Source organism: Kitasatospora cineracea, from assembly GCF_003751605.1.
GTDB classification, from domain to species: domain Bacteria; phylum Actinomycetota; class Actinomycetes; order Streptomycetales; family Streptomycetaceae; genus Kitasatospora; species Kitasatospora cineracea.
The window spans coordinates 558,687-583,063 of record NZ_RJVJ01000001.1 but is presented as its reverse complement, the minus strand read 5'-3'; the positions used below and the strand labels follow the sequence as shown (position 1 = coordinate 583,063).

Below are 24,377 nucleotides of genomic sequence, written 5' to 3'. Positions count from 1 at the left end.
CGTCAGCAAGGCGCCCGGAAGGCGTCCGGAAGCCGCCCGTCCCCTCCGCGGGGACGGGCGGCTTCCGCGTGCCGGGAGGTCAGCGGGTCTCGATGACGACCTTCTCGATCACCACGTCCTGCACCGGGCGGTCGTTGCGCCCGGTCTCCACGCCGACGATCGCGTCCACGACCTTCTGGCTGGCCGGGTCGGTGACCTCGCCGAAGATGCTGTGCTTGCCGGTCAGCCAGGTGGTCGGGCCGACCGTGATGAAGAACTGCGAACCGTTGGTGCCCGGGCCCGCGTTGGCCATCGCCAGCAGGTACGGCCTGGTGAAGGCCAGGTCCGGGTGGAACTCGTCGGCGAACTTGTAGCCCGGGCCGCCGGTGCCGTTGCCCAGCGGGTCGCCGCCCTGGATCATGAAGCCCTCGATGACCCGGTGGAAGACCGTGCCGTCGTACAGCGGTTCGGTGCTCTTCTGCCCGGTGTTCGGGTCGATCCACTCCCGCGCACCCGTCGCCAGCTCCACGAAGTTCTTGACCGTCTTGGGGGCGTGGTTCGGCAGCAGCCGGACCACGATGTCGCCCTTGTTGGTCTTCAGCGTGGCGTACAGCTCCTCGGCCATCGGGGCCGCCTTTCTGGGTAAGCGTCAGTTGCGCCCCCCACCCTGCCCGCTCGGCGGCCCCCCGCGCAGGCGACACGGGATCATCCTCACGACCGACGCGGAATACTTTGCCAAACCATTACTCTTGTCTCCTGTGTGGGTGGTGCCGTGCCGCCCCGGAGGGAATGTGATGAGAAGCAGGAACCCGGTCTTCTCGCGGGAGGGGTCCTTCACCCGCGACGACCAGTACGCGGGATTCGGCACGCAGACGGCCACCCAGCCCGCCGGGCAGGCGTACGGCTCCCCGTACGCGGGCAGCCCGTACGCCGGCCAGCAGCCGCCGCTGACGGACGACCGGCTCGCCGCGATGTACGGCGCGCCGTCCGCGGGCCCGGCCCGGACCGGCCGGATGACCATGGACGACGTGGTGGCCCGGACGGCCATGACGCTGCTCACCCTGGTCGCCTTCGGCGCGCTGGCCTGGTTCACCGTGCCGGTCGACAACTTCGCGCCGGCCATCGGCGCCGCGCTGGTCGCCATGGTCATCGGCCTGGTGGTGAGCTTCAAGCGCAGCGTCAACCCGGGGCTGATCCTGGCCTACGCGGCGCTGGAGGGCTTCTTCCTCGGCGCGATCAGCATGGCCCTGGAGACCTTCCTGCCGGGCATCGCCATCCAGGCCGTGCTGGGCACCGCCGCGGTGTTCGCGGCCACGCTGATCGCCTACAAGAGCGGCCGGATCCGGGTCACCCCCCGGTACACCCGGATCGGCCTCACGATCGCCATGGGCTTCGTGCTGCTGATGCTGGTCAACATGGTCGCCGTGCTGTTCGGCGCCGACTTCGGCCTGCGCTCCGGCCCGCTGGGCATCGTGGTCGGCCTGATCGGCATCGCGCTCGGCGCCTTCTTCCTCACCCTCGACTACGCCGAGATCGAGGAGGGCATCCGGCAGGGCGCCCCCGAGAAGGAGGCCTGGCGGGCCGCCTTCGGCCTGACCCTCTCGCTGGTCTGGATCTACCTGGAGATGCTGCGCCTGATCGCCATCCTGCGCGGCGACGACTGACCGCGCCCCGGCGCACCCGCGGCGGGCCCCGGAGGAACGATCCTCCGGGGCCCGCCGCGGCCGTTGCGGGGCCCGGCAGGCCCTACGCTCGGGGGCATGTCCGAGCACCTCCCCGCCGCCGCCGCGCGGCTGACCGACGCCGTCGACCGGCTCGCCGACCGCTTCCGGGCGATGCCGCAGAGCCGCCTGCTGAACGCCGTCCCCGGCCACCCGTCCCGGGCCGCCGCCGGGCTCGCGCTGGCCCGCCGGCTGGCCGACCGGGCCCGCGCGCTGGAGGGCCTGCCCGCGCTGGAGGTGCCCGACAGCGGGGCGTTCGCGGTCGGCGACCAACTCGCCGTCACCGGGCACGACCTGGCGCTCGCCGCGGGCGACGGCCACCCGCAGGAGCTGGCCGCCGCGCTGGCCGACGTCGAGCACACCGACCGGCTCACCGCCTGACGCGCCCCCTGACGGGCCGTCAGAACGCCGACGGGGCGCCGGAGCGGCACGGGCAACCCCTTGCCGTGCGCTCCGGCGCCCCGTCGCGGGCGTGCGGGCGGCCTCAGATCGAGGCGACCACCCGGTCGGCGAGCACGTAGACCGTCTCGTCGTCGGTGGAGAAGGTCAGCGAGTACGAGCCGGAGAACCGGGACCCGCCCAGCAGCCGGACGTCCTCGCCGGCCCGGACGGCGTCGATCAGCCGGTAGGCGGCCTCCCGGTCGCCGGGGGCGACGCACAGCGTGGTGCCGTCGGCGAAGGCGTACACGTCCAGGGTGCCCAGCGGGCCGGGGCGGACGTCGGTCAGTCCGATCCGCTCCTCGGCGAGCGCGGCCAGCCGGTCGTCGGTCCACTCGCGGGACGGGGTCGGGCTGGGCACGAAGTCGGGGTGCGAGGGGTGGCGGCGCGGGTCGGGCGCGGTCGCGGTCGCGGGCTCCGCCTCGGCGTCCAGCAGCCCGGCCTCCAGACCGGTGGCCAGCAGGTCGGCCTCCCGGCGGGCCTGCACGTCGCCGTTGTCACCGGGGGCCGGGAAGCCGCCGCCCTGCGCGGGGTGGGCGGGGTGCGCGGGATGGGCGGGGTGCGCGGGGTGGCCGCCGAGGGCGCCGCCGGCCGGGCCGCCGTCCGCCGGGCCGTCCTTGATCAGGTCCTCCAGCGCGTGCCGCAGCGCATCGCCGAACTCCGGGTCCATCACGCCGTTGTTGTCGGCGGCCTCCTGCGGCCCGGTCGGGCGCGGGAAGAAGATCGGCCAGTCCTCGCCGATGGTGGTGAACGGGGTGTCGAACAGCGGGGAGTCCTCGGCGGCGCGCGCCTCCTGCTCGGCCCAGAACGCCCGGGCCTCGGTGATCTCCCGCTCCCGGTCGGCGGCCAGGGCCTCGGCGACGGCGCGGCGTATCAGCGCCTCGTCCGCCTGCGGGGCTGGCTGCCGGGCGTCCAACTTCCGTGCCAGCGTGCGGAGGTGGAGCAGGACGGCGGTGGTCAGGACGATCAGTACCAGCAGCAGGGAGAGGAAGACGGCGCTCACGGAACGTACTCCCAACGAGGAGCGGAACGGGGTTACGTCTCCACACTGCCGTATCGACGGCCGTTACTGCAGTGGCTGATGTCGGATTTGTTGTGGACTTTCCTACTTGTCCTCAAATTGTTAGGTAATACCTTTCTACGCTGCGGAGTTGATCCAATCCGGTGCGTCGACAATTCGGCCCCGGAGGGCCGAAAAACGGGCCGGATCGCACCCTCGGTGTGATCCGGCCCTCAATCACGCAGCGTCACTCCGAATGGATGAGACGCGCGTCACTCCGCTCAGCTCAGGCGCTCGATGACCATGGCCATGCCCTGTCCGCCGCCGACGCACATGGTTTCCAGGCCGAACTGCTTGTCGTGCCACTGGAGGGAGTTGATCAGGGTGGTGGTGATGCGGGCGCCGGTCATGCCGAAGGGGTGGCCGACGGCGATGGCGCCGCCGTTGACGTTCAGCCGGTCGGGGTCGATGCCGAGGTCCCGGTAGGAGGGGATGACCTGGGCGGCGAAGGCTTCGTTGATCTCGACCAGGTCGATGTCGCCGATCGTCAGTCCGGCCCGGCGCAGGGCCTGCCGGGAGGCTTCGACGGGGCCGTGGCCCATGATCTCGGGGGAGAGGGCGGAGACGCCGGTGGAGACGATGCGGGCGAGCGGGGTGATGCCGAGTTCGCGGGCCTTGGTGTCGGACATGATGACCAGGGCGGCGGCGCCGTCGTTGAGCGGGCAGCAGTTACCGGCCGTCACGGTGCCGTCGGGGCGGAAGACGGGCTTGAGTCCGGAGACGGCTTCGAGGGTCACGCCGGCGCGGGGGCCGTCGTCGGTGCTGACGGTGGTGCCGTCGGGGAGGGTGACGGGGGTGATCTCGCGCTGCCAGAAGCCGGCCTTGATCGCGGCTTCGGCGAGGTTCTGCGAGCGGACGCCGAACTCGTCCTGCTCGGCCCGGGTGATGCCCTTCAGCGCGGCGAGGTTCTCCGCGGTCTGGCCCATGGCGATGTACGCGTCCGGCAGCAGCCCGTCCTCGCGCGGGTCGTGCCACGTACCGCCACCCGTCTCCGCGCGGTGCTTGGTGCGCGCCTGCGCCTCGTCGAACAGCGGGTTCGTGGTGCCCGGCATGCCGTCCGAGGTGCCGTTGACCGAGCGCGAGACGGTCTCGACGCCCGCCGAGAGGAAGACGTCGCCCTCGCCCGCCCTGATCGCGTGCAGCGCCATCCGGGTCGTCTGCAGCGACGAGGAGCAGTAGCGGGTGACGGTCGCGCCCGGCAGGTAGTCCATGCCCATCTGCACGGCCACGATCCGGGCCAGGTTGTGGCCCTGCTCGCCGCCCGGCAGGCCGCAGCCCAGCATCAGGTCGTCGATCTGCCGCGGGTCCAGCTCCGGGACCTTGGCGAGCGCGGCGCCGATGATCTGCGCGGTCAGGTCGTCCGGGCGGACGTCCTTCAGCGAGCCCTTGAACGCCCGGCCGATCGGCGAACGGGCGGCGCTGACGATGACGGCTTCGGGCATGGCGGGCTCCTCGCTGAGTGACCTCGGGACGCGATCCGGCGGATCTCCCGGGAAAGTTACCGCTTGGTAGCTCCGGCGTCATCCGCCTCCGGATGTGAGTTCGCCGACGCGTCCCCCCGCGGCGGGCGGTCGGCGTCCGACCCGACCGCACCAACCTCCTCCCCGCCCGGCAGGGCCAGCCGGAAGCGCTGCTTCAACGTCGCCCACCGCCAGGTGCCGTTCGCCGGACCGGCCGCCGACACCTCGGTGCCCGACCGCCCGGCCGCCGCCGCGGCCGCCACCGCCACCGGCAGCACCGCCTGCGGCTCCACCGCACCGCCCGCCTCCGGCGACTCCTGCGGCCACAGCTCCAACGCCGCGCACAGCGAAGGCAGCAGCGCCATCGACGCCGTCGCGTAACCCTGCGCCGACGGGTGGTAGCGGTCCGCGGCGAACAGCTCCGGGCGGGTGGCGAACTCCGGCCCCAGCAGCGAACCCAGCGAGACCGTCCGCCCGCCCGCCTCCACCACCGCGATGGTCTGCGCCGCCGCGAGCTGCCGGCTCAACCGCCGCGCCACCCAGCGCAACGGCGGCCGGACCGGCTTGATGGTGCCCAGGTCCGGACAGGTGCCCACCACCACGTGGCACCCCGCCGAGACCAACGCGCCCACCGCCTCGCCCAGTTCGCGCACGCTGCGGGCCGCCGGGGCGTGCCGGGTCACGTCGTTCGCACCGATCATCACCACCGCGACGTCCGGCCGCTGCGGCAGCGCCGACTCCAACTGCCGGGCCAGATCCGACGAACGGGCCCCCGTCCGCGCCGCGTTCACCAGCCGCACCCGGCGCTCCGCGACCGAGGCCAGGCCCGACGCCAACAGCGCACCCGGCGTCTCCTGCGGGCGCTGCACCCCCAGCCCCGCCGCCGTCGAATCGCCCAGGAACGCCAGCAGCAGGGGCGGCCGGGAGTCCTCCGGGTCGGCGAAGGCCTCGCCGTACACCCCGTCCGCGAACGGCGGATCGCCGTCCAGCACCCCGATCGCCCGGATCGCCATCCGGCTCTCGGTCAGCAGCACCCCCGCCAGCCCCACCCCCAGCAGCCCCAGCCCACCGCCCCCGTAGGCCGCCGCCGTGGCGATCCGTCGCGCCACCCGGGCCCTCGACGCCTGCGAGCCGGTCATGGCCCACCCCCTCCTCCGCTCCGCACACCGGTACCCCACTGCTACCCCCCGACCGCCCCGCCCTACCGGCCCACCCCCGCAGAACCACCCGCCCGCCGGACCCCGGCCGCCCCGGGCGTGCGGCGGCGCCCGCCGGCGGCGCGACCGGCGGGATCGGCGGGGCGGCGGGGCGGGCTGGCGGTGCGGGGGTGGGGCGGGCCCTAGGCTGGGGGTTTCGGGAAGTCAGTGATGCCATCGACCGGGAGGACCCCCGTGCGGTACCACAATTCGATCATCGAGCTCGTCGGCGACACCCCGTTGGTGAAGCTCAACAAGGTCGCCGAGGGGATCAGCGCCACCGTGCTGGCGAAGGTCGAGTACTTCAATCCGGGCGGTTCGGTGAAGGACCGGATCGCCATGCGGATGATCGAGGCGGCGGAGGCTTCCGGGGCGCTCAAGCCCGGCGGCACCATCGTCGAGCCCACCAGCGGGAACACCGGGGTGGGGCTGGCGATCGTGGCCCAGCAGAAGGGCTACAAGTGCATCTTCGTCTGCCCGGACAAGGTGTCCACGGACAAGATCAACACCCTGCGGGCGTACGGCGCGGAGGTCGTGGTCTGCCCGACCGCGGTCGCGCCGGAGCACCCGGACTCGTACTACAACGTCTCGGACCGGCTGGTCCGGGAGACCCCGAACGCGTGGAAGCCGGACCAGTACTCCAACCCGGAGAACCCGGCCTCGCACTACCACTCCACCGGCCCGGAGCTGTGGGAGCAGACCGAGGGGCGGATCACCCACTTCGTGGCGGGCGTCGGCACCGGCGGGACGATCTCCGGCACCGGCAACTACCTCAAGGAGGTCTCCGGCGGGAAGGTGCAGGTCGTCGGCGCCGACCCGGAGGGCTCGGTGTACTCGGGCGGCACCGGGCGGCCGTACCTGGTGGAGGGCGTCGGCGAGGACTTCTGGCCGACCGCGTACGACCGGCAGGTCGCGGACCGGATCGTCGCGGTCTCCGACAAGGACTCGTTCCAGATGACCCGCCGCCTCGCCAAGGAGGAGGGCCTGCTGGTCGGCGGCTCCTGCGGGATGGCCGTGGTGGCGGCGCTGGAGGTGGCTCGCGAGCTGGGGCCGGACGACGTCGTGGTGGTGCTGCTGCCGGACGGCGGCCGCGGCTACCTGTCGAAGATCTTCAACGACGACTGGATGGCCGACTACGGCTTCCTGCCGACCGCCACCGACGAGGCGCACATCGGCGAGGTGCTGGCCCGCAAGGACGCCATCGAGCACGAGGGCATCCCGCAGTTCGTGCACATGCACCCGGGCGAGACGGTCGCCGAGGCGGTCCGGGTGCTGCGGGACTTCGGCGTCTCGCAGATGCCGGTGGTCTCCGCGGGCGCCGGGCACCCGGACATCATGGCCGGCGAGGTGGTCGGCTCGGTGGTCGAACGGGAGCTGCTGGAGGGCCTGTTCAGCGGCCGGATCCAGCTGACCGACACCCTCGACGGGGTGATGTCGAAGCCGCTGCCGGTGGTCGGCTCCGGCGAGTCGGTGACCAACCTGATGGCGGTGCTGGAGAAGGCCGACGCGGTGGTGGTGCTGGTCGAGGGCAAGCCGCAGGGCATCGTGACCCGGCAGGACCTGCTGGCCTTCCTGACCGCCCGGGCCGGCCACTGACGCCCGCTCAGCCGGCCGCGCCCGCCGCCCGGGTGGGATCCCGGGCCCCGGAACAGTTGGTACTCGGACGTCACAACTGCGCATCACCGGGTTAACACGGGCACGGCATCTTTGAAGCACGGCAAGAACGCCGGAAGCGGTGGCAGCGGAAGGACGGGAGCGGCTCCCCGTCCCCGCGGCCGCCAGGGACACGACCGGTCGGCCTGACCCGGCCCACTGTGTCCGGACCGCGGGAGGCGCCGTCGTCCCGCCCCTGTCACCAGGGTGCGGCGGCTCCCGCGGCACGAGATCGCGCCGCGAGGCGCGGCTCCGCGAGCTCCCGGGTGGGGGAGTCCGAGCGGAGGAGGAAGGGCCGGTCCGGGTTCGCCCGGGCCGGCCCTTCCTCGTGCCCGCGGCCGTTCGGGCTCCGTTCCGCCGCCGTTCACCGTCCGCCCGGGGCCCCGGTCCCGGCTCCGCCCCGGTCCCGTTTCCGGAAGGCTGTGCGAGGCCCTAGGCTCGCTGACATGACCAGCACCGACCTGCCCGAGCAGGACGCCCCGCGCTACGTTCGCCTCACCATCGAGCTGATCGCCGAGATCACCGACGAGGGGGCCCTCAAGGCCGCCGCGCTCACCCAGGTCGCCGAGGACGAGTACCTGGAGGACGACGAGCGGGCCCAGGCCGTCGAGGCGATCGAGGTGGACCCCACCGGTTCGCTCGCCCACTTCGTCGACCCGGTGGCCCTGCTCGGCGACGTCCCCGGCGTGGAGCTCGCCTCCGCGACCTGGGAGTCCGCCAGCACCGACTACGACCCCGACGACGAGAGCTGGGACGAGTACGAGGTGCAGTGACACCCGTCCCGCCGCGTTCCACCCCGTGCGAGAGCCCGGTCCGGTATCCCCGGATCGGGCTTTTGTCCGTTCTGCCCATCCCTTGGGTACTCTCGTACGATCTGCACATAAATGCGTGATCTTGGACCGAGGAGCATGGACGTGACCGCACCGGAGAAGCAGGACCGGCCGCGCGGCGGCAACTGGAGCCGGCGCGGCGTGCTCTCCGGGCTGCTGGGGGCCCCCGTGCTGCTGGTCGCGGCCTGTTCGGGCGGCGGCGGGAAGTCCGGGGCGGCGGGTGCTTCCGGCTCGGCTCCGGCCGGGGGCGGGGCGGTCACGGAGAGCCCGTCCACCAGCCCGAAGGCCTCGGTGGCGCAGATCACCGTCAAGCCCGCGGACGGCGCCACCGCCGCGCCGTTCACCGAGCCGGTCACCGTCACCGTGCTGGACGGCACCCTGACCTCGGTGACCGTCACGGACGGGGCGGGCCGGGCGATAGCGGGGCAGCTCGCCGCGGACGGTGCGAGCTGGACCTCCACCGCCAAGCTGTCCAGCGGCAGCACGTACACCGTCGCGGCCGCCGCGGTGGACAAGGACCAGCGCCCGGCCGACGCCAACGCGAGCTTCTCGACCGCCTCCCCGGCCAACACCTTCGTCGGCTACTTCACCCCCGAGGACGGCTCCACCGTCGGCGTCGGCATGCCGGTGTCGATCAACTTCAACAAGTCGATCACCGACCGGAAGGCCGTCCAGCAGGCGATCACCGTGGTCGCCGACCCGCCGGTGGAGATCGTCGGCCACTGGTTCGACTCCACCCGGCTCGACTTCCGCCCGCAGGAGTACTGGGCGAAGGGCACCAAGGTCACCCTCAAGCTGCGGCTCAAGGACGTCGCCGGAGCCAGGGGCGTGTACGGGACGCAGTCCAAGGACGTCACCTTCACCGTCGGCCGCAGCCAGGTCTCCACCGCCGACCTGAAGGCCGACACCCTCACCGTGCGCACCGACGGCCAGGTCACCGCCACCTACCCGGTGATCGGCGGCGCGCCCGAACACCGCACCTGGGGCGGCAAGTTGGTGATCTCGGAGAAGTACCAGCAGACCCGGATGAACTCCAGCACCGTCGGCCTGGGCAGCGAGTACGACATCCCGGACGTGCCGCACGCCCAGCGGCTGACCACCTCGGGCACCTTCATCCACGGCAACTACTGGTCGCCCGCCTCGCAGTTCGGCAACGACAACACCAGCCACGGCTGCATCGCGCTGCAGGACGTCCAGGGCGGCAACGACCCGAGCACCGACGCGGCCGCCTTCTACGCGAGCTCGATGATCGGCGACGTGGTCGAGGTGGTCAATTCCGGCGACCGCACGGTGAATCCCGGAAACGGCCTGAACGGCTGGAACATGGCCTGGGCGGACTGGGTGGCCGGGAGCGCGGTCTGACGCGTCCGCGCGGGAACGGGGTTCGGGCACGGACGGTGGGGGCCGGCGGACGGTGGGGGCCGTCTGAGAATGTCCTCATCGAATGGTAAAAATATTCGCGTGCGGGGGGACGCATCATCGTGCTGAGCTTGCCTCCGCGGCAGGGCCGACCGGGCCCGAACCGTCTCCAGTAGCAGGAGTCAAGCCATCAACACCGTCATCCGCCGCCGCACCGTCCGCGCGGGCATAGCCGTCACCACCGGAGCCGTCCTGCTCGGCGGCGGGCTCGCCGCCTGCGGCACCGTCGAGCAGCTGAGCGCCGGACAGAAGCTGGGCAAGGCGTTCGACAAGCTCGGCGACGCCAGGACCGTCACGGTCGACCTCTCGCTCGACGCCACCTCCTCCCAGCTGGTCGAGTTCGGCAAGGCGACCGGCGACCCGATCGAGAAGCAGGCCGCCGACCTGCTCTCCGACCTGAAGCTGTCCGTGTCGGTCGGCTACGACAAGCCGCTCAAGGACGTCAAGGGCGCCAAGGGCGGCTGCGACACCGCGGGCACCGGGACCGACGGCCTCCAGGGCGCCTCGGTCGGCTACGCGCTGAACAGCAAGAAGGACGGCAAGACCTACGCCGACATCCGGCTGATCGGCAAGAAGGCCTACCTCAAGGTCGACGTCCGCGGCATCGCGCAGCTCGCGGGCGAGGACAGCTCGGAGTTCGAGTCGGCCCTCGACCAGCTGCCGCCCGCGGCCGCCCCGCTCAAGGACCTGGTCGGCGGCAAGTGGATCTCGGTGGACACCGAGAAGTTCGAGGAGTTCTCCCGGCAGATGTCCGGCTCCGCCGGCAAGGGAGCCACCCCGAAGGCCGCCCCCAGCCTCGACCCGTCCGTGCTCAACGGCTTCTGCAACTCGCTCACCGAGGCCCTCTCCGACAACGTCACGCTCGACGACCTGGGCAAGAGCGGCGACGCGGACGACGTGATCCGGGTCTCCGCGCCCGCCCGCCCGCTGGTCGAGGCGCTGTACAAGTCGGTCACCGGCGTCGCCAAGGGCATCCCCGGCTACCCGAAGCTCCCGGCCAAGGGCGACTTCAGCGACGTGCCGGACCGCAAGCTCTCCGCCGACGTGCAGCTCAAGGACGGCCGCCCGCAGGCGATCACCTTCGACATCGCCCAGTTCGCCGACACGTCGGACTGGTCGACGCACCTCCCGCTGCGGATCGGCATCTCCACCGACGGCGCCGCGCAGAGCGCCCCCGCCGGCGCCACCGAACTCGACCTGAACGGACTCCAGGAGGCGTTCTCCTCGATGTCCGGCGGAGACCTCGGGGACGGCGCCACCGGCACCGGCTTCGACCAGGGCTCCGCCGCCCCGCTCACCGAGTCGCAGTACGCCGAACTCCAGCGGCTCGGCATCGACCGGGACACCGCCGAGTCGATGAACCACAGCGGATTCGCCTTCGACGAGATCAAGGGCCTCGCCCCCCAGCTGACCTGACCCGCCGTCAGCAGCTCCGCACCATCCCGGCCCGCCGCGAGGAACACCCCCGCGGCGGGCCGCGGCGCAGCGCGACGTCCAAAAGCCGCCGGACCGCGGCCCCGCCCCCCGCGCAGGCTGGAGGCATGCACACCACCACCACCGGCACCGCGGCCGGGATCGAGACCAGGGCCGTGCCCGCCCCCGTCCTGGACGCGCTGCGCCGCACCGACGACGCCGGGCGGGCCCGGACCGCCACCGTCACCGAAGAGGGCGGCGAACCGCTGCGCTGCTGCCTGACCAGGGCCCGGCCCGGCGAGCGGATCACCCTGCTGTCCTACGCGCCGCTGCTGCGCTGGGCCGCCGAGACCGGCTGCGACCCCGGGCCGTACCTGGAGACCGGACCGGTCTTCGTGCACGCCGAACCGTGCGCCGGCCACCCCGGCGGCTGGCCGGAGGGCTTCCACGGCGGCCCCCGGGTGCTGCGCGCCTACTCGGCGGACGGCCGGATCCTCGGCGGCCGGCTCGGCGGGCCCGGCGAACTCCCGTCCCTCGCCGCCGAACTGCTGGCCGACCCGGCGACCGCCGTGCTGCACGTGCGGGCCGTCGAGTTCGGCTGCTTCCTGCACGAAGTCCGGCGCGCGTAGCCGTCGTTCAGGCGCGCGGCCTGGCGTAGTCGGCGTAGCCCTGCCAGTCGAGCATCACGCAGGGCACGTCGCCGAGCACCCAGGCGTCGTGGCCGGGCGGGCAGAGCATGAAGTCGCCCGCGCCGAACTCCGCCGCCTCGCCGTCGTCCATCTCCACCCGGATCCGGCCGGAGATCACGTACCCGGTGTGCGAGGCCCGGCAGCTGTCGGTCCCGGCGATCGGCTTCACGTGCTCCGACCAGCGCCAGCCCGGCTCGAACACCGCCCGGCCGACGCCGCCGGCCGCCAGGTTCACCAGCGCCAGCTGTCCCTTGCCGCCCTCGAACGGGCGGACCTCCTCCGGCTCGTCGAGACTCATCCGCACCAACCCGGCCATCACCGTTCACCTCCGGCCGAGAACGTCCCGCGCTCCGCCGCCGGAGCGCGGCCCATTCCTCCATCCTCGGCACCCGGCGGTCCGGGCGCGACGCGGGACGGTCACCCCGGCCGCCGGACCGCCCCGTCCCGCGTCGCACGCCGTGAAGCCCACCCGTCGCACTAGGCTCAACGGCATGACCGAGCACCAGCTTTCCCACGGCTTCGAGACCCTCGCCATCCACGCGGGCCAGGAAGCGGACCCCCGGACCGGGGCAGTCGTGACGCCGATCTACCAGGTGTCCACCTACAAGCAGGACGGCGTCGGCGGACTGCGCGAGGGCTACGAGTACAGCCGCTCCGCGAACCCGACCCGCACCGCGCTGGAGGAGTGCCTGGCCGCGATCGAGGGCGGCGCGCGCGGCCTCGCCTTCGCCTCCGGGCTGGCCGCCGAGGACACCCTGCTGCGCACCCTGCTCAAGCCCGGCGACCACATCGTCATCCCGAACGACGCCTACGGCGGCACCTTCCGGCTGTTCGCGAAGGTGCTGACCCGCTGGGGCGTCGAGTTCTCCGTCGCCGACACCCACCACCCCGAGAAGGTGCGCGAGGCGATCCGTCCGACCACCCGCGCGGTGTGGGTGGAGACCCCCTCCAACCCGCTGCTCGGCATCACCGACCTCGCCGCGGTCGCCGAGATCGCGCACGCCGCCGGCGCGAAGCTGGTGGTCGACAACACCTTCGCCAGCCCCTACCTGCAGCAGCCGATCTCGTTCGGCGCGGACGTCGTGGTGCACTCCACCACCAAGTACATGGGCGGGCACTCCGACGTGGTCGGCGGCGCCCTGGTGGTGGCCGACCCGGGCCTGGCCGAGGAGGTCGCCTACCACCAGAACGCGATGGGCGCGGTGGCCGGGCCGTTCGACGCCTGGCTGGTGCTGCGCGGCATCAAGACGCTCGGCGTCCGGATGGACCGGCACTCGGAGAACGCCGAGAAGGTCGCCGAACTGCTCGCGGGCCACCCGAAGGTGACGCAGGTGCTCTACCCCGGGCTGCCGACCCACGCCGGGCACGACGTCGCCGCCAAGCAGATGAAGGCGTTCGGCGGCATGGTGTCGTTCCGGGTCGCGGGCGGCGAGCAGGCCGCCGTCGAGGTCTGCAACCGGGCGCAGCTGTTCACCCTGGGCGAGTCGCTGGGCGGCGTGGAGTCGCTGATCGAGCACCCCGGCCGGATGACCCACGCCTCCGCGGCCGGCTCCCCGCTGGAGGTGCCCGCCGACCTGGTGCGGATCTCGGTCGGCATCGAGTCCGCCGCCGACCTGCTGGCCGACCTGGAGCAGGCCCTCGGCTGACGGGCCGTCAGGGCCCGGCAGCGGTTCAACGGCGGCCCAGCAGGCCGTCGTTGAACCGGGCCAGCAGCGCGCAGAACACGGCCCGCTCGCGGGCCGTCCAGCCCGCCGTCAGCTCGCCGATCAACTCCCGCCGCCGACGCCGTACCTGGGCCAGCCGGCCGGCCCCCAGCGGGGTCAGTGCCAGCTGCACCGCCCGCCGGTCCGCCGGGTACGGCAGCCGCGTCACCAGCCGCTCCCGCAGCAGCGGCGCGGCCTGCCGGGTCACCGTCGAGGAGTCCACCCCGAGCGCCGCCGCCAGCGTCTTCACCTTGGCCGGGCCGGTGGCGGCGAGCTGCTCCAGCAGCAGGAACGAGGCCCGGTCCAGCTCCCCGGCGACACTGATCCGCCGGGCGAACACCGCGACCTGGTAGGGGAGTTGACCGTCCGGGTCCGGACAGTCGGGGTCGGAGGGCTGATCGGGCGCAGACTGGCTCATCGCGGCTCACGGGGGGTGCGGGCGACTCGTGACCAGCAGCGTACGCGCGCCGGACGGACACCGGAACCACGCGCGTCCCGGGGCTTCGTCCGGGGATCCCCGCCGCACGGGCCCTACGCTGGCCCCCATGCACAGGTGGCCGATCACGGTGGACGACGTCCGGGGCGCGCAGAAGATGCTGGCGGGGGTGGCCCGGGTGACCCCGATGCAGACCAGCCGCCACCTCTCCGGGACGGCCGGCACCCCCGTCCACCTCAAGTGCGAGAACCTGCAGCGCACCGGCTCGTTCAAGCTGCGCGGCGCGTACGTGCGGATCGCCGGGCTCTCCCCGGTCGAGCGGGCCGCCGGGGTGGTCGCCGCCAGCGCCGGCAACCACGCGCAGGGCGTCGCGCTGGCGGCCGCGCTGCTGGGGGTGCGCTCCACCGTCTTCATGCCGGTCGCCGCCCCGCTGCCGAAGGTGGCCGCCACCCGCGAGTACGGCGCCGAGGTCCGGCTGCACGGCGCCAACGTCGACCAGGCGCTGCGGGCCGCCCGCGAGTACGCCGAGGACACCGGAGCGGTCTTCATCCACCCCTTCGACCACTGGGACGTGATCACCGGTCAGGCCACCGTGGGCCTGGAGGTCCTGGAGCAGTGCCCCGAGGTGCGCACCGTGCTGGTCGGCACCGGCGGCGGCGGGCTGCTGGCGGGCGTGGCGATCGCGATCAAGGCGCTGCGCCCGGACGTCCGGGTGATCGGCGTGCAGGCCGCGGCGGCGGCCGCGTACCCGCCCTCGCTGGCGGCGGGGCGTCCGGTCTCGCTGGAGCGGTTCGCCACCATGGCGGACGGCATCATGGTCGGCCGCCCCGGCGACATCCCGTTCGACGTGGTGAACGTCCTCGCCGACGGGGTGCTGACGGTCTCCGAGGACGCGCTCTCCCGGGCCCTGCTGGTCGGCCTGGAGCGGCTCAAGCTGGTGGTCGAGCCCGCCGGGGCGGCGCCGATCGCCGCGCTGATGGCGGAGCCCGGCCGGTTCGAGGGCCCGGTGGTGGCGGTGCTCTCCGGCGGCAACATCGACCCGCAGCTGATGCAGCGGGTGCTGCGGCACGGCCTGGCCGCGGCGGGCCGCTACCTGTCGCTGCGGGTCCGCCTCGCCGACAAGCCGGGCGCGCTGGCCGACCTGCTGGGCGTGCTGACCAGGGTGGACGCCAACGTGCTGGACGTCGCGCACGTGCGGATCGACCCGCAGCTGGGCCTGGCCGAGGTCGAGGTGGACCTGCACCTGGAGACCAAGGGCCCCGAGCACTGCGCGGCGGTGATCGGCGAGCTGCGCGAGGACGGGTACGTGGTCAGCCGCTGAGCCGGCCGGCGCCCTCCGGCGGGACTGTCAGTGGCGGCTGCCAGGCTGTGACCCGTCTCACCTGCGACGCTTGACGCGATATATCGCGAGTGGAAGCATCTTGCGATGTATCGCGAGCTTGCCGCAGGCAGGCCCGGGTAACAAATCGGATGATTTCCTTCCAGAACCGACTCGCATCAGGAGATGAGGCAGCCCCATGGCGGCAGCCATCGAAGCCGAGAACCTGGTCAAGACGTTCGGTGACGTCCGCGCCCTGGACGGCGTGAGCCTGGACGTCCCCGAGGGCACCGTGCTCGGGCTGCTCGGCCCCAACGGCGCGGGCAAGACCACCACCGTCCGCGTCCTGACCACCCTGCTCCAACCCGACTCCGGCCGGGCCACCGTGGCCGGCGTCGACGTCCTCAAGCACCCCAACAAGGTGCGCAGCCTGATCGGCCTGTCCGGCCAGTACGCCGCCGTCGACGAGTACCTCACCGGCCGCGAGAACCTCCAGATGGTCGGCGAGCTCTACCAGATGAGCGCCCGCGACGCGAAGCGCCGGGCCCTCGAACTGCTCGAGTGGTTCAACCTCTCCGAGGCCATGGACCGCACCGCCAAGACCTACTCCGGCGGCATGCGCCGCCGCCTCGACCTGGCCGCCGCCCTGGTCGTCCGGCCCCCGGTGATGTTCCTCGACGAACCCACCACCGGCCTCGACCCGCGCAACCGGCTCGCCCTCTGGGAGGTCATCGAGACCCTGGTCGAGCAGGGCACCACCCTGCTGCTCACCACCCAGTACCTGGAGGAGGCCGACCGCCTCGCCCACGACATCGCGGTGGTCGACCACGGCAGGGTGATCGCCCGCGGCACCGCCGACGAGCTCAAGGCCCAGATCGGCGGCGAACGCATCGAGGTGGTCGTCCGCGCCGCCGACCTCGTCCCCGAGGCGGTCGCCGCGCTCACCCCCTACGCCAAGGGCGACCCCACGGTCGAGCGCAACACCCGCCGGATCACCGTCCCGGTCAGCGGCGGCGCCCGGGTGCTCGCCGACGCCATCCGCGAACTGGACGCCCGCTCCATCGAGATCGACGACATCGGCCTGCGCCGCCCCACCCTCGACGACGTCTTCCTCTCCCTCACCGGCCACGCCACCGAGGACGGGACGGGCCCGGACGGCGCGGCCGGAGGCGGGGGCGACGCGCCCGCGGCGGCCGGGAAGGGCCGCCGCGGCCAGGGGAAGGACGCCTGAGATGACACTCTCCGACACCCGGGGCGCCATCGGCGGCGCCCCCGTCACCCCGCGCCGCGGCGTCGCCGCCACCGCCCACGACTCCTGGGTGGTGGCGAAGAGGAACCTGCGCCGGATGACCCGGATCCCCGAGATCGTGGTCTTCGGCCTGATGCAGCCGGTCATGTTCGTGCTGCTGTTCTCGTACGTCATGGGCGGCGCGATCGCCATCCCCGGCGCCCCGACCAACCACCAGACGTACATCGAGTACCTGATGGCCGGCATCTTCGCCCAGACCGTCACCTTCGCGGTGGCCGGCGCCTCGGCCGGCATCGCGGAGGACATGACCAAGGGCCTGGTCGACCGGTTCCGCTCGCTGCCGATGTCCCGGGCCGCCGTGCTCACCGGCCGCACCCTGGCCGACCTGGTGCAGACCGCGTTCACCGTGGTCGTGCTGGCCCTGGTCGCGCTGCTGGTCGGCTGGCGGATCCACCACGGCTTCCCCAAGGCGCTCGCCGCGTTCGGCCTGCTGCTGCTGCTCGGCTACGCCTTCTCCTGGATCGGCGCGCTGATCGGCCTGTCGGTGCGCAGCCCCGAGGCGGCCACCTCGGCCGGCCTGATCTGGCTGTTCCCGCTGACCTTCGTCTCCAACGCGTTCGTGCCGGTCAGCTCGATGCCGAGCTGGCTGCAGCCGATCGCCTGCTGGAACCCGTTCTCCGCCACCGTCCAGGCCTGCCGCAGCCTGTTCGGCAACCCGCTCGGCCCGGTGCCGGACTTCTGGCCGATGCACCACCCGGTGCCGGTGTCGGTGGGCTGGTCGCTGGTCATCCTGGCGGTGTTCTCCTGGCTGTCGGTGCGCAAGTACCGCCGCGCCGCGGGCTGAACCGGCCGTCCGACCGCCGCCGGACGCACGACGGCCGCTCCCCCCACCCGGGGGAGCGGCCGTCGTCGTGCGTGCGGGCCCTGCGTGCGGGCGGGGCTTGCGTGCGTGCGGGCCTGCGGGTCTTGCGGGCCGCGCGTGCCTTGCGGAGCGGTCAGCCGGAGAACGGCTTGGCGTCGACGATCTTCACGCTGGCCTTCTTGCCGTTCGGCAGCTCGTACTGGGCGTCCTCGCCCACCGACTTGCCGATGATGCCCCGGCCCAGCGGCGACTGCGGGGAGTACACGTCGATGTCGCCGTCGGTGACCTCGCGGGAGGCCAGCAGGAACTCCATGGTGTCGTCCAGGTCGCCGTCGAAGGCGACCTTCACCAGCATGCCCGGGGCCACCACGCCCGAGTCGGCCGGGGCCTCGCCGACCTTCGCGCGCTCCAGCAGCTGGGACAGCTGGCGGATCCGCGCCTCGGTCTTGCCCTGCTCGTCCTTGGCCGCGTGGTAGCCGGCGTTCTCCTTGAGGTCGCCCTCCTCGCGCGCGGCCTCGATCTTCTTCGCGATCTCGATGCGCCAGGGCCCGGTCAACTGGTCAAGCTCGGCCTTGAGCTTGTTGTAGTGGTCCTGAGTGAGCCAGGTCACGTCATCGTTGGTCTGGGTCACAGGGGTGCTCCTCGTCGGTGCCGGCGCCGCCCCGGGGGTGGACCGGTGGCGGTGGGTCGATTTTCTGGGTTTTCTGGGCAGATGCAAAGCAACGCCCGCTCCCGTGCCGACCGGCGTGGAAGGGGCGAAACCACGAGCCTAACAAGTTCCCGGCCTGGACGGGAGGTTTGCGGGCAGGCCGCCCGCCGGGCCCGGGGCCGCCGCGCGCACCGACCCCTCCGAAAGGGTGAGCGGGCGGGCCGGGCGGGGCGTCACCCCCGTTGTCGCGGGCAGGGACGCTGCTCCTAGTCGCGGACGGCGCTGCTCCTCGTCGCAGGCGGCGCTACTTCTTGCCGGGGGTGCAGCCGAGCAGTTCCGCCGTGGTGCCGCGGGCGGTGGTGCGCAGCGTGACCACCTCGACGTAGCTGCTGCCCGCCGCCGGGACCTGGAAGTCCGACTGGCCGACCACCGCGCCGTCCGCGCCCTGCGAGCGGACCGTGCAGACGCCCGCGGTGCCGTCGCTCTTGCGCACCGAGAGCTGCAGCTGCAGCTCGGTGTCCGACACCGCCTGGAAGGTCGGCACCGTCCCGTTCAGCTTGGTCTCCCGCAGCAGGTACGAGCCGCCCAGCCAGGCGATCAGCCCGAGGAACAGCACGCCGCAGACCACCGCGGCGATCCGCAGCTTGCGGTCGGCGGCCCGGTCGTCGGTCCGGCTGTAGCGGCCGGCCGGCGGGGCGGCCGGGGCGGCGGCCGGGGTCCGGGGCGTAGGGCTGTGGTCCATGGCGGGGCTCGGTCCTTTCGCTGAGGGGCGTTCGTCCTTCGGTGGGAATGGACTGGCCCTTCAGTCCGTCACTATAGGAGGGGCACGTCCGCGCCAGAGGCGGCGGGGGAGCCGGCCCGACGAACCGGACATACCTGTACCTGAAGGGGACCAGGCGTTGAGCGAGCAGTTGCGTTTGATGGCGGTGCACGCGCACCCGGACGACGAGTCCAGCAAGGGCGCCGCCACCATGGCGATGTACGTGTCACAGGGGGTGGAGGTCCTGGTCGCCACGTGCACCGGGGGAGAGCGCGGCTCGATCCTCAACCCCAAGCTCCAGGGCGACCCGTGGGTCGAGGAGAACATCCACGAGGTCCGCCGCAAGGAGATGGACGCCGCCCGTGAGATCCTCGGCGTCCAGCAGGCCTGGCTCGGCTACGTCGACTCGGGCCTGCCCGAGGGCGACCCGCTGCCCCCGCTGCCCGAGGGCTGCTTCGCCCTCGAGGAGGTGGAGGTCGCGGCCGGGGCCCTGGTCAAGCTGATCCGCGAGTTCCGCCCGCACGTGATCACCACGTACGACGAGAACGGCGGCTACCCGCACCCCGACCACATCATGACCCACAAGATCACCATGGCCGCCTTCGACGCCGCCGGGGACCCGGCGGCCTACCCAGAGGCGGGCGAGCCCTGGCAGCCCTCCAAGCTCTACTACAACCACGGCTTCCCGATGGGCCGGATCCGCGCCCTGCACGCCTACCTCAGCGCCAACGGCCACGAGTCCCCCTACGGCGAGTGGATCGAGGGCTGGGAGAAGTCCGGCCGCGCCGAGCGGGAGATCACCACCCGGGTCGAGTGCGGGGACTTCTTCGAGATCCGCGACAAGGCCCTGATCGCCCACGCCACCCAGATCGACCCCGACGGGCCCTGGTTCCGCGTCCCGCTCGACGTCCAGCGCGAGGTCTGGCCCACCGAGGACTACGAACTCGCCAAGTCCCTGATCGACACCGACCTCCCCGAGACCGACCTCTTCGCCGGCCTCCGCAAGTAACCCCACCCCGCACCACCCCCCGGTGACCCGGCCGCCTTAAGGCCGGGTCACCATGGAGGAATGAGCACCCCCGTGAACCCCACCCAGCTCGCCACCGCCCTGGCCCTCGACGAAACCAAGGTCACCCCCGGCCTCCTCGGCTTCGTCGTCTTCGCCGCCCTCGGCATCGCCACCTGGTTCCTCCTCAAGTCCATGAACGCCCGCTTCAAGAAGATCGACTTCACCGAGCAGCCGGACCCGAAGGACGACTGACCCCCCGGTACGGCGGCTGCGGATCCACCCGTGCCGTCGTCGAGCGGGCCGAAGGCCGCAAGGGGAATGCCGGCTTCCGCCGGACCGGTGACCACGACCGGCTGCCGGGAGGAGGGGAACGGGGACGAGTTGCCCGGTACTTGGACCGTGGCACCGCTGACGGCGACGTCCGCGTAACGGTCGGCTGGAGGCCCAAGCCCGGGTCGTTCTTGTAGGCACCGCCGATCGGTCCGCGAAGAAGCGAGGCGGACGCCGGCGGTCGAGCGTCGACAGCGGGGCGGTTTCGCGGTTCCTTACAAGTCCCCAAGATCGACGGTGATGGCGAAAGGCGCGGTCGCCTTCACCGAGCCGGTGAACATGTCGCCGTCCCTGTAAGTCTTGGTGGCAGGGTCGAGAACGTAGGTGTACACGATCGGGATCCCGGTGGCGGCCTGTTCGACCCGCCAGTAGAAGGGGATGCCAGCCCTGGCGTACTGGTCGACCTTCACGATCCGGTCCGTGGTCTCCGAGCCGGGCGACACGACCTCGACGACCAGCAGTACGTGCTCGGGGCGGGTGGGCGTGAGGTCGATGGTCTCCGCCCGGTAGACGATGACGTCAGGGCGGCGGTTGGTGAGGGGAACGTCCTGCAGGCGGACGTCGAAGTCCGTGTCGGCGTTCCAGTCCGGGCCCGCGGCGGCGTCCAGGGCGTTGGCCAGGATGCGGGCCAGCCGGTTGTGGCGCTTGGAGGCGCTCGGGCTCACGACGACCATCCCGTCCACGACCTCGATGCCGGCGCACTGCTCCTCGGACCAGGAGTCGTACTGCTCCGCGCTGATCTGCGTGTGCATCCACGCGGGCGCCACCATCTCGGCGCTCATGGTCTACCTCCTTCGAGAGGCTTCGGCAGGTCCGGCGCTGCTGCGCTCAGCCTACTGTTCCGAGGTGCCGGGCCGTCCGACTCGGAAGGGGAGGAGCCGCCCACCACGTCATGGCGCACGAGTGCGATTCGGCCAAGTGCGGCGGGCCCGTCAGTGTTTCACCGGTCGCGGCAGGCGCTGTGAGAGGCTGGGGCGTATGAACCGGCTGGCTGGTGTGACCTCGCCTTATCTGCTTCAGCACGCTGACAACCCGGTCGACTGGTGGCCGTGGGGACCGGAGGCGTTCGAGGAGGCGGAGCGGCGGGGGGTGCCGGTCCTGCTGTCGGTGGGGTACGCGGCCTGCCACTGGTGCCAGTGAACTCGTACAAGGCGGTAGCCCTGAACCGGCGGGTTGTCGAACACCACTGAGACGGGCACGCGTGATGGGGGAGGGCGAGTCACCGAATCCGAGGATCGGCAGACCTGCTGCGCTGTAGCGTGGTGCTGACCCAACTGCACGGAGGAGATGTGACCGCACAGCCGGAGCACCATGCCGAAGAGCTGATCCCGCGCCCCGAGCGGACCATCACCGCCCTCAAGGCTGCCCTCGCCGTCGTGGCCCCGGACCGTCTGCTGGAGATGCAGACCGAGCAGGCGGAAGCAATCACCAGGGCCATCGACTCCGACACCCTCGATCCACTTCGCGGATTCCTCCTGCGGTGGGCTGTCGTGGTCGAGATCGAACGGCATCCGGAAACGGCTTCCAAGCTCCGCCGGACTGAGTACCTCATGCAGGTGGCGGAGGAGCCTGATGACTCACGACGTCATGCCCTCGCTGCTGCCGAGATCATTCGAGCCGCTTACCGGATGTTGGGCGCATGACGTGGGCCTGGGAGTACCTCCCCAGTGAGGAACATGTGATCGCCGGAGCGCCGCTGGCCTTCATCGCTGAAGTCGAGAAGAAGACTGACGAGTTGGTTCGGGCCGCGGAAGCCCTCTACCTCGATGGGAGCTCGTACCGGGGGGAGAACCCCAAGAGCAGGACCGCCGATGTCCCGGGTGGCATGTTCGAGTACCTGACCGTCGTACGACACGAGCGGATTTACATCGTCCAGGTCACGTCCCTCTAAGCCCACCTGTGTGGTCCTGAGAGGTGATCTTCGGTGCTCAAGCCGTGTCAGAACGGTTTCGTGGCGTAGGCGGACCCACGGTTCCAGCGGTCAGCGGGCTGATCATTCTAGCGTTCGGCGTAGCGCAGGAACTGCCAGGCCAGCACAGTCAGCGCAATCGTCTCCGCGATCGATACGACTAGAAGCGGCGGATGGATGGATGCCGAGTTCCAGAATACGATCATGTTGGCTAGTGGGAATACCAGGTATGTGAACAGGTCCACGGCGGTCTGCAGGCGCTTGCGTGTGGCGCGGCCGACGTCGCTACGGTGGTAAGCCTCCCAGCCGAACACGGGGGCCGGGGCATCGCTGAGTTCCGTTAGTCGCGGCCCCAGGTGGTCGCGTATGTAGCGGCCGATCGCCGAGATCTTTTCGTCGTTGACAAGGTAGGTCCAGCCGAGGACGAGGCAGATCATGGGGGGAACGAGCAATAGCTGGGAGCGTTTGGTCTGGACTGTGATCGCCAGGACAGCAGTGGAAGCGGCGAGTGTGAAGTAGAGCAAGTTGTCTCGGAAGCCGATCCGTGCCTTTTGCTCCTCCTTGATCCGGTCGTACTCGGCCAGGAGCAGCTTGCTCTCAGTGACGTCCTCAGTGGCCATGATGCCCCTCTTCGAGAAGGCTGAACGGTAGTCGGATAAGAATCTAATCACCTTATTTCTGGCCGGGTTTGACGATTCGAAGGGCTACGCTGTGATCCATGCCCCTGGCGCAGAGGCAGGTCATCGCCGGTCGCGGGCAGACAAGCCAGTCCTAGTGAGGTGTCAGGTGCGTTCGTCCGGAGGAAAGATCGTTGTTTTTACTGCGCTGCCTCTGGAGTACCGGGCCGTGAGGGCTCGGATGGAGAACCTGCAGAGGGTGGATCATGAGGCAGGGACGATCTTTGAGCGCGGCCATGTCCCAGGAACCGCCTGGGAGGTGTACCTCGCGCGGGTTGGCCAGGGGAACCAGGCAGCAGCGATTTTGACCGAGCGCGCCATTGGCATGATCAGGCCCGAGGCTGTCTTCTTTACGGGGATCGCCGGTGCGCTCAAGCATGATGTTGCGCTAGGTGATGTCGTCGTCGCGACACGGGTCTTCGCTTACCACGGTGGAAAGCAGGAGGAAAAATTCAAGCCCCGGCCCGAGATGTGGCAGGCGTCGCACCGCCTGGAGCAGGTGGCTGGCTATGTTGCGCTGGATGCGCAGTGGGCGGATGAGTTGCTGTCTGAGGGGCGCGAAGTTCCAGAGGTGCACTTCAAGCCGATCGCTGCCGGTGAGGCGGTCGTGAATGCTTCCATGTCTGCGCTCCAAGTCCTGCTGGACGAGCATTACAACGGCGTCGCGGCGATCGAGACGGAAGGAGCCGGTTTCGCAGGTGCCGCATCCATGGCTGGCCAGGTTCCTGCGCTGGTCATCCGTGGGATCAGTGATCGTGCCGACGGTAGCAAGCAGCATACGGACAGCGGTGGATTTCAGCGGATCGCTGCGGAGAGCGCTGCGGCAATGACCATCGCCGTCATCAGGGCGTTGACATCTCCAGGCGGAGCTGAGGCCGAGCCGTCGAACCCGCAGATCGTTGCCTCCACCCCCTCCTCCGTCGCTGGCCTTCCTGACAGCGAGAAGCTCAAGGAGCCACTGCCGGTCGTCTGGCGGAGAACATTGTTGCCGTCGTGGTCCAGCGAGGGTGCCACCCTGGAGGTGCACTTGATCCCGGAGTGCAGCGTTCGGCTGCCGATGCGACAGATGAACCAGCTCAAGGACGGCCTTGTGTCTGCGGGAAGGTCTGAAGCGGTATTCACGACCACCGAGGCAGTGTCCCGTGTTCTTGAGGCCGACTTCGCCGCCGCGTTCGTCCGGGATCCCAACCGCGGTGGGAGCGTTGGCTTGGCGATCTCGCAGGCCGGTCAGCGGAGTTGCTGGGAACCGCTCCCGCGCCCCTCCCACATTCCGGTGCTCGACCCTGAGTACACGCAAAAGCGCATCGCGCACTTGCTCCGGTTGCTGTTGCGTCTCCATGCTGTCCCGCAGACTCGGTACGCTCCCGCGCTGGGTATTGACCCCGCCGAGTTCCTGACGGTGATGAGTCTCGATACCGCCAGAACATCCCACAGAGCGACCCTGGCGCGCGGTGGCGGCGGTGGCCCGGTGCATGTCCTGCCCGACGAGGTCTGGGACGCTGCAACCATCGATGCCGCCGTGCCGACGATCGCCGAGGAACTCACTCTGAGGCTCATGCAGCATTTCCAGGCCCCGGGAGATCGTCGGCTGTTCTGATACGGAGTCCCGGCTCGCTT

General features: G+C 71.3%; 26 protein-coding genes and 1 pseudogene. 17 read left to right on the top strand and 10 right to left on the bottom strand.

Features of this window, described 5'->3' with window-relative positions; translation table 11 throughout:
* Positions 1–79 precede the first annotated feature (79 nt).
* Complete coding sequence (locus tag EDD39_RS02600) at positions 80–604, bottom strand: peptidylprolyl isomerase (protein ID WP_123553178.1); 525 nt, start codon at positions 602–604, stop codon at positions 80–82.
* 169 nt (positions 605–773) lie between these two features.
* Between EDD39_RS02600 and EDD39_RS02595 the strand changes: the two genes are divergently transcribed.
* Both EDD39_RS02595 and EDD39_RS02590 read left to right on the top strand, forming a co-directional pair.
* Positions 774–1,643: a Bax inhibitor-1/YccA family protein gene (locus tag EDD39_RS02595; protein ID WP_123553177.1), complete on the top strand. Its 870-nt coding sequence runs from the start codon at positions 774–776 to the stop codon at positions 1,641–1,643.
* A 96-nt stretch (positions 1,644–1,739) separates the two neighbouring features.
* The gene (locus tag EDD39_RS02590; protein ID WP_123553176.1) at positions 1,740–2,081 is read left to right on the top strand and encodes a hypothetical protein; all 342 of its coding nucleotides are present in this window, start codon (positions 1,740–1,742) and stop codon (positions 2,079–2,081) included.
* A 103-nt stretch (positions 2,082–2,184) separates the two neighbouring features.
* Here EDD39_RS02590 and EDD39_RS02585 read toward each other — a convergent pair whose 3' ends face one another.
* From EDD39_RS02585 to EDD39_RS02575, 3 genes are all read right to left on the bottom strand, one after another.
* Positions 2,185–3,141 carry a hypothetical protein gene (locus tag EDD39_RS02585; protein WP_123553175.1) on the bottom strand — a complete coding sequence of 319 codons (957 nt, stop codon included), beginning with the start codon at positions 3,139–3,141 and terminating at the stop codon, positions 2,185–2,187.
* Between the two features lie 278 nt (positions 3,142–3,419).
* Positions 3,420–4,640: an acetyl-CoA C-acetyltransferase gene (locus tag EDD39_RS02580; protein WP_123553174.1), complete on the bottom strand. Its 1,221-nt coding sequence runs from the start codon at positions 4,638–4,640 to the stop codon at positions 3,420–3,422.
* A 56-nt stretch (positions 4,641–4,696) separates the two neighbouring features.
* A complete protein-coding gene (locus EDD39_RS02575; RefSeq protein ID WP_123553173.1) occupies positions 4,697–5,797 on the bottom strand; it encodes an SGNH/GDSL hydrolase family protein in 1,101 nt (366 codons plus the stop codon).
* A gap of 252 nt (positions 5,798–6,049) precedes the next feature.
* Here EDD39_RS02575 and EDD39_RS02570 point away from each other — a divergent pair, with 252 nt between their 5' ends.
* The 5 genes from EDD39_RS02570 (at position 6,050) to EDD39_RS02545 (ending at position 11,798) form a co-directional block, all read left to right on the top strand.
* On the top strand, positions 6,050–7,450 hold the full coding sequence (locus tag EDD39_RS02570) for a cystathionine beta-synthase (protein ID WP_123553172.1): 1,401 nt from the start codon (positions 6,050–6,052) through the stop codon (positions 7,448–7,450).
* A gap of 503 nt (positions 7,451–7,953) precedes the next feature.
* Positions 7,954–8,280, top strand: a complete 327-nt coding sequence (locus tag EDD39_RS02565; protein WP_030462761.1) for a hypothetical protein — start codon at positions 7,954–7,956, stop codon at positions 8,278–8,280.
* Between the two features lie 135 nt (positions 8,281–8,415).
* Positions 8,416–9,699 carry a L,D-transpeptidase gene (locus EDD39_RS02560; RefSeq protein WP_030462762.1) on the top strand — a complete coding sequence of 428 codons (1,284 nt, stop codon included), beginning with the start codon at positions 8,416–8,418 and terminating at the stop codon, positions 9,697–9,699.
* Positions 9,700–10,164: 465 nt separating this feature from the next.
* Positions 10,165–11,172, top strand: coding sequence for a hypothetical protein (locus tag EDD39_RS02550; RefSeq protein WP_123553170.1), 1,008 nt, complete (start codon positions 10,165–10,167; stop codon positions 11,170–11,172).
* 125 nt (positions 11,173–11,297) lie between these two features.
* A complete protein-coding gene (locus EDD39_RS02545) occupies positions 11,298–11,798 on the top strand; it encodes a DUF1203 domain-containing protein (protein ID WP_123817504.1) in 501 nt (166 codons plus the stop codon).
* Between the two features lie 7 nt (positions 11,799–11,805).
* Here EDD39_RS02545 and EDD39_RS02540 read toward each other — a convergent pair whose 3' ends face one another.
* Positions 11,806–12,174, bottom strand: a complete 369-nt coding sequence (locus EDD39_RS02540) for a cupin domain-containing protein (RefSeq protein WP_123553169.1) — start codon at positions 12,172–12,174, stop codon at positions 11,806–11,808.
* A gap of 175 nt (positions 12,175–12,349) precedes the next feature.
* Between EDD39_RS02540 and EDD39_RS02535 the strand changes: the two genes are divergently transcribed.
* Positions 12,350–13,504, top strand: a complete 1,155-nt coding sequence (locus tag EDD39_RS02535; RefSeq protein ID WP_030462766.1) for a cystathionine gamma-synthase — start codon at positions 12,350–12,352, stop codon at positions 13,502–13,504.
* Positions 13,505–13,529: 25 nt separating this feature from the next.
* Here EDD39_RS02535 and EDD39_RS02530 read toward each other — a convergent pair whose 3' ends face one another.
* On the bottom strand, positions 13,530–13,979 hold the full coding sequence (locus EDD39_RS02530) for a MarR family winged helix-turn-helix transcriptional regulator (protein WP_030462767.1): 450 nt from the start codon (positions 13,977–13,979) through the stop codon (positions 13,530–13,532).
* A gap of 127 nt (positions 13,980–14,106) precedes the next feature.
* On the opposite strand from EDD39_RS02530, the gene ilvA reads away from it, so the two are divergent.
* The 3 genes from ilvA (at position 14,107) to EDD39_RS02515 (ending at position 17,408) form a co-directional block, all read left to right on the top strand.
* The gene (gene ilvA / locus EDD39_RS02525) at positions 14,107–15,318 is read left to right on the top strand and encodes a threonine ammonia-lyase (RefSeq protein ID WP_123553168.1); all 1,212 of its coding nucleotides are present in this window, start codon (positions 14,107–14,109) and stop codon (positions 15,316–15,318) included.
* A 196-nt stretch (positions 15,319–15,514) separates the two neighbouring features.
* Positions 15,515–16,546 carry an ATP-binding cassette domain-containing protein gene (locus tag EDD39_RS02520; protein WP_123553167.1) on the top strand — a complete coding sequence of 344 codons (1,032 nt, stop codon included), beginning with the start codon at positions 15,515–15,517 and terminating at the stop codon, positions 16,544–16,546.
* Position 16,547: 1 nt separating this feature from the next.
* Positions 16,548–17,408: an ABC transporter permease gene (locus EDD39_RS02515; protein ID WP_123553166.1), complete on the top strand. Its 861-nt coding sequence runs from the start codon at positions 16,548–16,550 to the stop codon at positions 17,406–17,408.
* Between the two features lie 151 nt (positions 17,409–17,559).
* Here EDD39_RS02515 and greA read toward each other — a convergent pair whose 3' ends face one another.
* Positions 17,560–18,057: a transcription elongation factor GreA gene (greA, locus tag EDD39_RS02510; protein WP_030462771.1), complete on the bottom strand. Its 498-nt coding sequence runs from the start codon at positions 18,055–18,057 to the stop codon at positions 17,560–17,562.
* Positions 18,058–18,379: 322 nt separating this feature from the next.
* Entirely contained in the window at positions 18,380–18,817 is a 438-nt protein-coding gene (locus EDD39_RS02505) for a DUF4307 domain-containing protein (RefSeq protein ID WP_123553165.1), read from the bottom strand.
* Between the two features lie 157 nt (positions 18,818–18,974).
* Between EDD39_RS02505 and mca the strand changes: the two genes are divergently transcribed.
* The gene (gene mca, locus EDD39_RS02500; RefSeq protein ID WP_123553164.1) at positions 18,975–19,844 is read left to right on the top strand and encodes a mycothiol conjugate amidase Mca; all 870 of its coding nucleotides are present in this window, start codon (positions 18,975–18,977) and stop codon (positions 19,842–19,844) included.
* A gap of 60 nt (positions 19,845–19,904) precedes the next feature.
* Positions 19,905–20,096: a hypothetical protein gene (locus EDD39_RS02495; protein WP_030462774.1), complete on the top strand. Its 192-nt coding sequence runs from the start codon at positions 19,905–19,907 to the stop codon at positions 20,094–20,096.
* A 293-nt stretch (positions 20,097–20,389) separates the two neighbouring features.
* Here the strand turns inward: EDD39_RS02495 and EDD39_RS02490 are convergent, their stop codons facing one another.
* The gene (locus EDD39_RS02490) at positions 20,390–20,956 is read right to left on the bottom strand and encodes a Uma2 family endonuclease (protein WP_123553163.1); all 567 of its coding nucleotides are present in this window, start codon (positions 20,954–20,956) and stop codon (positions 20,390–20,392) included.
* 196 nt (positions 20,957–21,152) lie between these two features.
* On the opposite strand from EDD39_RS02490, the pseudogene EDD39_RS02485 reads away from it, so the two are divergent.
* The 3 genes and pseudogenes from EDD39_RS02485 to EDD39_RS02475 all read left to right on the top strand — a co-directional run.
* A pseudogene (locus EDD39_RS02485) lies at positions 21,153–21,308 on the top strand (DUF255 domain-containing protein); the annotation flags it as partial.
* Between the two features lie 155 nt (positions 21,309–21,463).
* A complete protein-coding gene (locus tag EDD39_RS02480; protein WP_123553161.1) occupies positions 21,464–21,817 on the top strand; it encodes a hypothetical protein in 354 nt (117 codons plus the stop codon).
* The gene (locus tag EDD39_RS02475; RefSeq protein WP_123553160.1) at positions 21,814–22,065 is read left to right on the top strand and encodes a hypothetical protein; all 252 of its coding nucleotides are present in this window, start codon (positions 21,814–21,816) and stop codon (positions 22,063–22,065) included. The genes EDD39_RS02480 and EDD39_RS02475 overlap by 4 nt, the downstream gene beginning before the upstream one ends.
* 107 nt (positions 22,066–22,172) lie before the next feature.
* On the opposite strand, the gene EDD39_RS02470 is transcribed toward EDD39_RS02475, so the two are convergent.
* Positions 22,173–22,703 (bottom strand): hypothetical protein, encoded by a 531-nt coding sequence (locus EDD39_RS02470; RefSeq protein WP_123553159.1) that lies wholly within the window; start codon positions 22,701–22,703, stop codon positions 22,173–22,175.
* 91 nt (positions 22,704–22,794) lie between these two features.
* Here EDD39_RS02470 and EDD39_RS02465 point away from each other — a divergent pair, with 91 nt between their 5' ends.
* A complete protein-coding gene (locus EDD39_RS02465; protein WP_341869278.1) occupies positions 22,795–24,357 on the top strand; it encodes a 5'-methylthioadenosine/S-adenosylhomocysteine nucleosidase family protein in 1,563 nt (520 codons plus the stop codon).
* Positions 24,358–24,377: the final 20 nt, after the last annotated feature.